Raw genomic sequence first — 9,478 nt, forward strand, 5'->3', positions numbered from 1 at the left:
CGTCAGAGCCGTCATCAGCGGCAAGCTTCCGGCAGAACGGGCACCGCGAGCCAGCGGTGGCCCCACTAGAACCGGACGGGGCAGGCCCGTGAGCGCCGCAGGAGGAAGTGGTGCGTCCCTCGAGGGCGCGCAAGCGAGGTGGTACCGCGGTACTCGCCCGGCCGAGCAGGCCGGGAAGGTGTCGTCCTCGGGATGAGACTGCATACCCGACACCAGCACCACTGACGAGGAGCCTTCCCCATGGCTTATCCGCTCACCAGCACCTCCGGCAACGCGCTGACCAGTTCGCCGCGCTTTCCGGAGATCGAGGAAGCCGTGCTCGCCTACTGGCGCGAGCACGACACCTTCGCCAAGAGCGTCGAGTCTCGGCCCGCGGGGGAGAAGGGCGCCAACGAATACGTCTTCTATGACGGGCCCCCCTTCGCCAACGGCCTGCCGCACTACGGACACCTCCTGACCGGCTACGTCAAGGACGTCGTCCCGCGCTACCAGACGATGCGCGGCAAACGGGTGGAGCGGCGCTTCGGGTGGGACACGCACGGACTGCCGGCCGAGCTCGAGGCGATGGAGCAGCTCGGCATCAAGACCAAGGACGAGATCCTGGAGTTGGGGCTGGAGGCATTCAACGCCAAGTGCCGCGAGTCGGTGCTGAAGTACACCCAGGTATGGGAGGACTACGTCACCCGGCAGGCTCGCTGGGTCGACTTCAAGAACGACTACAAGACGCTCAACGTCGACTTCATGGAGTCGGTGCTGTGGGCCTTCAAGAGCCTCTACGACAAGGGTTTGGTCTACGAGGGCTACCGCGTGCTGCCCTACTGCTGGAACGACCAGACGCCGTTGTCCAACCACGAGCTGCGGATGGACGACGAGGTCTATCAGGTGCGGCAGGACCCGGCGGTGACCGTCGGGCTGCGGCTGCTGCCAGGCTCGACGCCCGACCCTGTGCTCGACGGTGCGCTCGCGCTGGTCTGGACCACCACGCCGTGGACGCTGCCGGCCAACCTGGCGATCATGGTCGGGGAGGACATCGACTACGTCGTGGTGGAGGCGCCGTTGCCCGGTGCCACTGACGGTCAGAGTGAGCCGCAGCGCTACATCATCGCCAAGGAACGCCTCGCGTCCTACGCCCACGAGCTCGGCGAGGAGCCGAACGTCCTGGCGTCCTACACGGGCGCCGAGCTGTCCGGCCGGTCCTACGTGCCGCCGTTTCGCTACTACCAGGGTTGGGAGAAGGCGCACCGGCTCGTCATCGCCGAGTTCGTCACGACCACTGACGGCACCGGGCTGGTCCACACCGCCGGTGCCTTCGGTGAGGACGACAAGGTCGTCACCGACCGCGAAGGCATCGAGCCCGTCATGCCGGTCGGCGCCGACGGCCAGTTCACCCACCCGGTCGACGAGTACGCCGGCATGCTGGTCTTCGATGCCAACGCACCCCTGCAGGAGCACCTGAAGGCTGCGACGCGCAACCAGGTGTGGACGGACGAGCGGCGCGAGCAGGGGGCCGTGACCGACGGCACGGTGCTGCTGCGCCGCGAGTCCTACGCGCACTCCTACCCGCACTGCTGGCGCTGCAAGCAGCCGTTGATCTACAAGGCGGTTTCCTCCTGGTTCGTCGAGGTGACGAAGTTCAAGGACGACATGCTGCGTGCCAACGAGGAGATCACCTGGGTCCCCGACCATGTCAAGCACGGTCAGTTCGGCAAGTGGCTGTCCAACGCCCGCGACTGGTCGATCTCCCGCAACCGTTTCTGGGGAAGCCCGATCCCGGTCTGGACCAGCGATGACCCGCAGTTCCCACGGATCGACGTCTACGGCTCGCTCGCCGAGCTCGAGGCCGACTTCGGGCAGCTCCCGCGTGACCGCGAGGGCAATGTCGACCTGCACCGGCCGTTTATCGACGAGTTGACCCGGCCCAACCCGGACGACCCCACGGGCCGGTCGACGATGCGTCGCGTCGAGGACGTGCTGGACGTCTGGTTCGACTCCGGCTCGATGAGCTATGCCCAGGTGCACTATCCGTTCGAGAACGCCGACTGGTTCGAGCACCATTTCCCGGCGGACTTCATCGTCGAATACATCGGTCAGACCCGCGGCTGGTTCTACACGCTGCACATCCTGGCGACCGCACTCTTCGATCGGCCGGCCTTCAGCAGCTGCATCAGCCACGGCATCGTGCTCGGCAACGACGGGCAGAAGATGTCCAAGTCGTTGAAGAACTATCCGGACGTGCGTGACGTCTTCAACCGCGACGGTGCCGACGCGATGCGCTGGTTCCTGATGTCCAGCCCGATCCTGCGCGGCGGCAACCTCATCGTCACCGAGCAGGGCATCCGCGATGGTGTGCGTCAGACCATGATCCCGCTGTGGAATGCGTGGTACTTCTTTGGCCTCTATGCCAACGCGGCCAACTATCAGGCGAAGTGGTCGACGGCCTCCTCGCACGAACTCGATCGCTATCTGCTGGCCAAGACCCGCGACTTCGTGGAGGAGGCCCAGGGCGCCTTCGAACGCAACGAGATCGCAGCTGCGGCGGACACGATCCGAACGTTCGTGGACGTGCTGACCAACTGGTACATCCGCCGGTCCCGCGACCGCTTCTGGGCCGAGGACCACGATGCCTTCGACACCCTCTATACGGTGCTCGAGGTGACCTGCCGGGTGGCTGCCCCGTTGCTCCCGCTGACCACCGAGGAGGTATGGCGAGGGCTCACCGGCGGAGAGTCGGTGCACCTGACCGACTGGCCAGCTGCCGACGACCTGCCCGCTGGCCAGGATCTCGTCGCGGCGATGGACGCGGTCCGCGAGGTGTGCTCAGTGACGCTCGGGCTGCGCAAGGCTGAGGCCCTGCGGGTGCGGCTGCCGTTGTCCACGCTCACGGTCGCGACCGCCCACCCGGAGGGCCTCTCCTCGCTGGCTGACATCGTCCGTGACGAGGTCAACGTGAGGCAGGTCAAGGTGCTGGACCTCGCGGCGGCGTCTGCGGCCGACTTCGGCGTCGAGCAACGGCTCACCGTCAACGCCCGGGCAGCCGGACCGCGCCTGGGCCGTGAGGTCCAGACCGCGATCAAGGGCTCCAAGAACGGTGACTGGTCGGTGGCTGCGGACGGGCGTGTGACCTCTGGAGGTCTGCTGCTGCAGGAAGGTGAGTACACCCTGGAGACGGTGGTGGCCCAGTCGCAGGAGCAAGGCGGCAGACAGGCGACCGCGATGCTGCGCGGACACGGCGGTGGCTTCGTCGTCCTCGACACCGAGGTGACTCCAGACCTGGCCCGGGAGGGCCTGGCCCGGGACCTGGTCCGTGCCGTCCAGGGCGCCCGCAAGGATGCTGGTCTGCAGATCAGTGACCGGATCAGCCTGACCGTCGTGGGCGACGACGAGGTGTGGCAGGCAGCGACCGAGCACCAGAAGCTGGTGATGGACGAGACTCTGGCGGTGCAGTTCGGCGCGGCTGGCGCGGGCGCGTCCCTGCCCAAGCCGAAGAGCCACGGCCTCGGCGGCGGGAGCGACCCGGACGGCAGCACCCAGCCCCGAGCCACGACATACACGACCAACGCCGACCTCGGCGCGGGCCGCCGCGTCGACCTGATGATCAGCAAGATGGAGGTCCGATGAGCGACCAGTTCTTCGAGGACAACGAGCTGCCCCTCGACGACAACGAGCCCTTCGACGATTCCCTCGACGAGAACGAGCTGCCCCTCGACCCGGGAGCGGCCGTTCCCGCCACTCGGGGGCAGGGACGCGGCCCGACGGCCCAAGTCCCGCCGGAGCTGGTGGCGCGCTATGACCAAGTGGTCGCCGAGATCCTAGACCGCACCCCGGAGCACATGCCGGAGCCGAGCCTGCACCGCGTGCAGCGGGTGATGGAGCTGATGGGTGACCCGCAGCACGCGTTTCCGATGGTCCACCTGACCGGCACCAACGGCAAGACCTCCACGGCCCGCATGGTCGAGCGGCTGCTCCGGGAGCTGGGGCTGCGCACCGGCCGGTTCACCAGCCCGCACCTGCACGACATGCGGGAGCGGATCGCGCTGGACGGGGAGCCAGTCTCGATCGAGTCCTTCCTCGCCGCCTATGACGACGTCTTGCCCTTCATCGAGATGGTCGACGCCGAGTCCATGGCGCAGGACGAGCCGCGCCGTCAGGTCCGGATGACCTACTTCGAGGTCGTCGTCGCCCTCGCGTATGCCGCATTCGCCGATGCGCCCGTGGACGTCGCCGTCGTCGAGGTCGGTCTGGGCGGGGTATGGGATGCCACGAGCGTGGCCGACGGCACGGTGGCGGTGGTGACTCCCATCTCCCTGGACCACACCCGTCTCCTGGGCAGCACGATCCAGGAGATCGCCACCGAAAAGGCCGGGATCATCAAGGAGGGTTCGATCGCGATCGTCGGCGTGCAGGAGGGGGAGGCGATGGAGGTGCTCATCGCGCGAGCCGACGGGGTCGGGGCGGACCTGAAGGCCGAAGGGCTCTCCTTCGGTGTGCTGACCCGTGAGGTGGCGGTCGGCGGACAGCAGCTCTCGGTCAGGGGACTCGCCAGCGACTACAGCGACCTCTTCCTGCCGCTCTTCGGCGCGCACCAGGCGCACAATGCGGCGATGGCGGTGGCTGCAGTGGAGGCTTTCGTGGGTGGTGGTGAGCAGCCGCTCGACCGCGACGTCCTCCGCGCTGGCCTGGCCGGGGTGACTTCGCCGGGCCGTCTGGAGATCGTGCGGCGCTCGCCCACGGTGCTGGTCGACGCCGGCCACAATCCTGCAGGGATCGACGCCTTGGTCGAGGCGATCCGTGAGTCCTTCACCTTCACCCGGTTGGTCGGCCTGCTGGCGGTGCTGCGCGAGAAGGACGTCGAGCCGATGATCCGCTCGCTCGAGCCGATCCTCGATCATGTGGTGGTGACCCGCAGCACCTCCCCACGGGCGATCCCGCCTCGTGAGCTCGGGGCCCTGGTGGCCGACTACTTCGGCCAGGACCGCGTCACGGTCGTCGACACCCTGCCGGAGGCGCTCGACGTCGCGTCCGGGCTGGCAGACGAGGCGGGCATCGGCGGCGCCGTCCTCGCCACCGGCTCCGTCATCACTGCCGCGGAGGTCCGGGCGCTGCTCGGTCTGACCACCACCTGAGGCCGATGCCACCACCGCCCCGGCGAATCTCGCGCCCTGGGAGGATCGACCCGTGGCGCAGGCAGAGATCCCGTTGACCGGTGGCGACGTCACCGAAGGTGTGGTGCGGGTCGGTGACACGGTGCGTCGACCGGTCGGTGAGCACTCGCCCCTGGTGCACGTGGTCCTGCGGCACCTCGAGGCGGTCGGTTTTGACGGGGCACCGCGCTTCCTGATGCTGGATCACCGCGGCCGCGAGGTGCTGACCTTCGTGGAGGGAGAGGTCGCCGGACGGCCATGGCCGTCCTGGGTGGCCGACCAGGACCGTGCGGCCTCGGTGGCACGGCTGCTGCGACGGCTCGACGACGCCATGGTCCCGCTCGGGCTGCCCATGGGCTCAGCGTCGCCCACCGGGCTAGCCCCCTTGCCCACCGACGAGCCCTGCGATCCGGTGCCCTCCTTCCTTGGGCACCTTGACGTCACGCCGGAGAACACCGTCTTCCGAGACGGAGAGGCCTTTGCCCTGATCGACTTCGACCTGGTGCGGCCCGCGACGCGCGTCGACAGCGTCGGCAACCTGCTCCTGTGGTGGGGAGGGTGGATGCCGGTCGAGGACCGGGAGCCAGTGATGCGTGGGATCGATGCGACGTCCAGGGGCAGGTTGCTGGTGGACGCCTACGGCGTGGACCCCGAGCTGCGCGCCCACATCCTCCCGGTCGCCATCCGGACAGCGGGGCGCTCCTGGCACCGGATGCGGGACCGCGCTGCCCGACTCGGTGGCGGGTGGGCGCGCATGTGGGACGAGGGGATCGGCGACCAGATCCGCCGCCGCGAGCAATGGCTGGTGGAGAACCGTGCTCGTCTTGCGGAGGCGCTCTGCCGCTAGGCATCGTGCCGCGCGGAGTCAGCGACCTTCGTGGCCCTTGTCGCCGCCGGAAGGCTGCGCGTCCGCGGCCCGCGACGTCAACCAGGCGGAGACATCCTCGCGGGGCTGCGAGCCACGGTCGCGCAGGAACTGGTCCATCTGCTCGACCTCGCCGACCTGCGCGCCCACCATCCGCTGGGCCACCGCGAGGACGTCGGGGTCGGTGGCGCCTTCCAGCGCTGCGTCGGCCATCTCGACGCCGGCGAGGTGATGCGTCGTCATGAGCTGGAGATAGAGCACCTCCGCCGCCTTGCCGGTCGCATCCGTGAGCTCCTGGATCTGTGTGGGCGACGCCATCCCAGCCATCGTCACGCCCGCGGGCAGGTCCATCGCGGCGTGATCGTGCCCGGTCATCCAGGTCATCCGCTCACCCTCACGGGCCCGCGGCAGGCCCCACTCGCCGAGCCAGGTGGCCATCACGCCCCGCTCGAACTCCTGGTTGTTGGTGATGTCGCTGGCGAGCCGCCGCACCGGCTCGTCTTCGGTGCGCTGCATGACCAGCAGCGACATCTGCGTCGCCTGCGCGTGGTGCTCACTCATGTCCCGGGCGAATCCGGCCTCCACGCTGGTATCGGCCGGGTAGCGCGGGGCGAACGTGAGCCAGCCGAGCAGCGTCCCCAGGCACAGCGCGGCCACCGTCACGATCGCCAGCGCGGGAGCGCCGAAGGTGCGCCACCTGTCCCGGGGTGGGGCAGCGAGCTGGCTCTGCGTCATGACCGATCCACCAGGTCGGTCACCGTGCCACCGGTGCACGCCGCTCCCAGCTCAGGCGTCGTCGGGCCCTGCTTGTAGGTCCGGACGAACTTGGTCAGCGTCTGTTGGTCGGCCGAGTCGAGGGTCAGCTGGTGGTTCCAGGCGGTCGCGACGACCGGGGAGGACTGGTCGGCCATGGGCGAGACGAGCATGAACTCCTGATTGCCCAGCTTCTTCAGCACCTCGATCTGGTCCGCCGGCAGCGTCGGCTGGTAGGTCAGCCACACCGTGCCGTGCTCCAGCGAGTGGACCGCGTGCTCCTTGGGCAGCTCCTGGTCGTAGACGCCGCAGTTCCACCACGCGTTGTGGTGCGGTCCGCCCACCGGCGGGTTCTCGGCGTAGGTGATCGCGGCGTCATTGTGGACGGCCGCCTCATACTCATAGGTCTGGACTCCGGACAGGTCGGCTAGGTCCGGGCTCTCCTTGGCCACGACATACACGACTGCCCCGATGATGAGCGCCACCACGAGAGCGGCCGCCCCCCAGATCAGGGTGGCACGGCGACGGTCTGCGGCCTGCGTCGCCTTCTGGATCTGGGCGACCTTGCTGGCGCGATCGGTGGTCTGGCTGCGGCCGGGTCGGGGCACGACGGTGGCTCCTGGTGGTGTCTGTGCGGAGAGTTGAGTGCTGTGGTCGAAAGGGTATGCGGTGTTCCTGGAAAACCTGTGCTGCTGGGTCTGGGATGATCTGGCGGTGGAAGACCGTCCCTTGAGCCCCTCGCGCTCCCGTGCATCATCGGCGCCGGGTCAGATGACCAGAAGGCTCGGCGCAGTCACCCTCCTAGCGCAGGCCATGTCCGTGTTCTTCGGTGGCCTCGTCGCGTGGCAGCTCACCAGCGCCGCTGGAGCGGGTAGTGGAAGCGCCCACCTCTGGGCCCTCTCCGCCCTGGCTCTCCTGTGCCTCGTCACGGCCGGAGCGCTGCGCAGCCGAGCCGGCATCGCGCTCGGCTGGCTGTGCCAGGCGCTCACCCTCGCCTCCGCCTTGATCCTGCCGGCCATGCTCGTGGTCGGCCTGATCTTTACCGGTCTCTGGTGGGTGTGCCTGCGTTACGGAGGCCGGATCGACGCGGACAAGGCGGCGTGGGCTGTGACTTACCCCAGCAGCGACGACATCCAGGAGGACTGAACGCGTGGACTTCTTGACTGCCGCCATCCTGGGCCTCGTGCAAGGGGTGACCGAATTTCTGCCGATCTCCTCCAGCGCCCATATCTCGATCGTCGGGCGCCTGCTGGGCCAGGACGACCCCGGCGCGGCGTTCACCGCGATCAGCCAGCTCGGCACCGAAGCGGCGGTGGTGCTGTACTTCTGGGGCGACATCACCCGGATCATCAAGGCATGGTTCGCCTCGCTCGCCGGGCGGATCCCGCGCAACGACCCCGACGCGATCCTGGGCTGGTGGGTCATCCTGGGCACTTTCCCGATCGCGATCCTGGGGCTCGCGCTGCAGGACTGGATCGAGACGGACCTGCGCAGCCTGTGGCTGACGGCGACGATGCTGCTGGTCTTCGCCCTGGTGATCCTGGCGGCCGAGCGGCGCGCGAGCCAGCACAAGGAGCTGCGGGACCTGACGTGGCGCGACGGGCTGGCCTTCGGTTTCTGGCAGGCGCTCGCGCTCGTGCCCGGCGTCTCGCGCAGTGGTGGCACCATCGCCGGCGGCCTGTTCATGGGCTTCACCCGAGAAGCTGCGGCGCGCTACTCCTTCCTGCTCGCGATCCCCGCGGTCCTCGCCTCCGGCGGGCTGCAGGTGGTCAAGGTCTTCACCGGCACCGCGATCGGCACCGGGACGGCGTGGGGCCCGATCTGGCTCGCGACCGTGATCGCCTTCGTCGTCGGGTATGCCGTGATCGCCTGGTTCATGCGCTACATCACCACGCACACCTTCACGCCCTTCATGATCTATCGGATCATCGCGGCGCTGGTGCTCTTCGGCCTCCTCGGCGCAGGGGTCATCCAGGCGTAGCGTCCCGCCGCCTACGCTGGGGCCTGTGACTGAGACTCCGCAGACCGAACGCTCCCTCGTCCTCGTCAAGCCCGACGGCTATCGCCGTGGCCTGACCGGTGAGGTGCTGCGCCGCATCGAGGCCAAGGGTTACACCCTGACCGCGCTCGCCGTGACCATGCCGACCCAAGAGCAGTTGGCCTCGCACTATGCCGAGCACGAAGGCAAGCCTTTCTACGAGCCGTTGGTGGAGTTCATGTCCTCCGGACCGGTGACCGCCGTCGTCGTCGAGGGGCAGGGCTGCATCCCTGGCTTTCGCTCGCTGGCCGGGGCAACCGATCCGACCGCTGCGGCGCCGGGCACGATTCGGGGGGACCTCGGTCGCGACTGGGGCCTGAAGGTCCAGCAGAACATCGTGCACGGCTCGGACTCGCCGGAGTCTGCAGCGCGCGAGATCGCGATCTGGTTCCCCGGTCTCACCTGACCTGGCGGCGCCGCGATCGGAGACATCGGGCTCTTCCGGTTGCGCGTCGGGGCGGTGCTGTCCAGAGTGAGGCATAGGTCCGCCAGCCGGTGGGCCATGGACGAGGAGATGCAGATGAGCACGCAAGACGAATCGACCAACGAGGAGTTCTCGGACTCCAAGCTGACCAGCGACAACCTTTCGGAGGCCTTCGAAAAGGTGGACCCTGACCAGGCCGGCGGTGCGCCCGCGCGCAGCGGTGGCGCGGACGGTGGAGCCGATGGTGGTGCGGACGG

At 68.5% G+C, this 9,478-nt stretch carries 8 protein-coding genes; 6 read left to right on the forward strand and 2 right to left on the reverse strand.

Annotation, left to right across the window (positions count from 1 at the left end; all coding sequences use genetic code 11):
• Positions 1–240: 240 nt before the first annotated feature.
• The 3 genes from ileS to Q4P07_RS02340 are packed head-to-tail and all read left to right on the forward strand — an operon-like array spanning position 241 to position 5,988.
• Complete coding sequence (ileS, locus tag Q4P07_RS02330; RefSeq protein ID WP_303373277.1) at positions 241–3,618, forward strand: isoleucine--tRNA ligase; 3,378 nt, start codon at positions 241–243, stop codon at positions 3,616–3,618.
• Positions 3,615–5,123 (forward strand): folylpolyglutamate synthase/dihydrofolate synthase family protein, encoded by a 1,509-nt coding sequence (locus tag Q4P07_RS02335; protein WP_303373278.1) that lies wholly within the window; start codon positions 3,615–3,617, stop codon positions 5,121–5,123. The genes ileS and Q4P07_RS02335 overlap by 4 nt, the downstream gene beginning before the upstream one ends.
• Positions 5,124–5,175: 52 nt before the next feature.
• On the forward strand, positions 5,176–5,988 hold the full coding sequence (locus Q4P07_RS02340; RefSeq protein WP_303373279.1) for an aminoglycoside phosphotransferase family protein: 813 nt from the start codon (positions 5,176–5,178) through the stop codon (positions 5,986–5,988).
• 18 nt (positions 5,989–6,006) lie between these two features.
• On the opposite strand, the gene Q4P07_RS02345 is transcribed toward Q4P07_RS02340, so the two are convergent.
• Positions 6,007–6,741 carry a DUF305 domain-containing protein gene (locus Q4P07_RS02345; protein ID WP_303373280.1) on the reverse strand — a complete coding sequence of 245 codons (735 nt, stop codon included), beginning with the start codon at positions 6,739–6,741 and terminating at the stop codon, positions 6,007–6,009.
• Positions 6,738–7,367: a DUF3105 domain-containing protein gene (locus Q4P07_RS02350; RefSeq protein WP_303373281.1), complete on the reverse strand. Its 630-nt coding sequence runs from the start codon at positions 7,365–7,367 to the stop codon at positions 6,738–6,740. The genes Q4P07_RS02345 and Q4P07_RS02350 overlap by 4 nt, the downstream gene beginning before the upstream one ends.
• Positions 7,368–7,530: 163 nt before the next feature.
• On the opposite strand from Q4P07_RS02350, the gene Q4P07_RS02355 reads away from it, so the two are divergent.
• The 3 genes from Q4P07_RS02355 to ndk are packed head-to-tail and all read left to right on the forward strand — an operon-like array spanning position 7,531 to position 9,203.
• On the forward strand, positions 7,531–7,905 hold the full coding sequence (locus Q4P07_RS02355; protein WP_303373282.1) for a DUF4233 domain-containing protein: 375 nt from the start codon (positions 7,531–7,533) through the stop codon (positions 7,903–7,905).
• A 4-nt stretch (positions 7,906–7,909) separates the two neighbouring features.
• The gene (locus Q4P07_RS02360) at positions 7,910–8,740 is read left to right on the forward strand and encodes an undecaprenyl-diphosphate phosphatase (protein WP_303373283.1); all 831 of its coding nucleotides are present in this window, start codon (positions 7,910–7,912) and stop codon (positions 8,738–8,740) included.
• 25 nt (positions 8,741–8,765) lie between these two features.
• Entirely contained in the window at positions 8,766–9,203 is a 438-nt protein-coding gene (gene ndk, locus Q4P07_RS02365) for a nucleoside-diphosphate kinase (protein ID WP_303373284.1), read from the forward strand.
• Positions 9,204–9,478 lie beyond the last annotated feature (275 nt).

The organism is Ornithinimicrobium sp. (assembly GCF_030537745.1).
In the GTDB taxonomy this organism is placed as follows: Bacteria; Actinomycetota; Actinomycetes; order Actinomycetales; family Dermatophilaceae; genus Ornithinicoccus.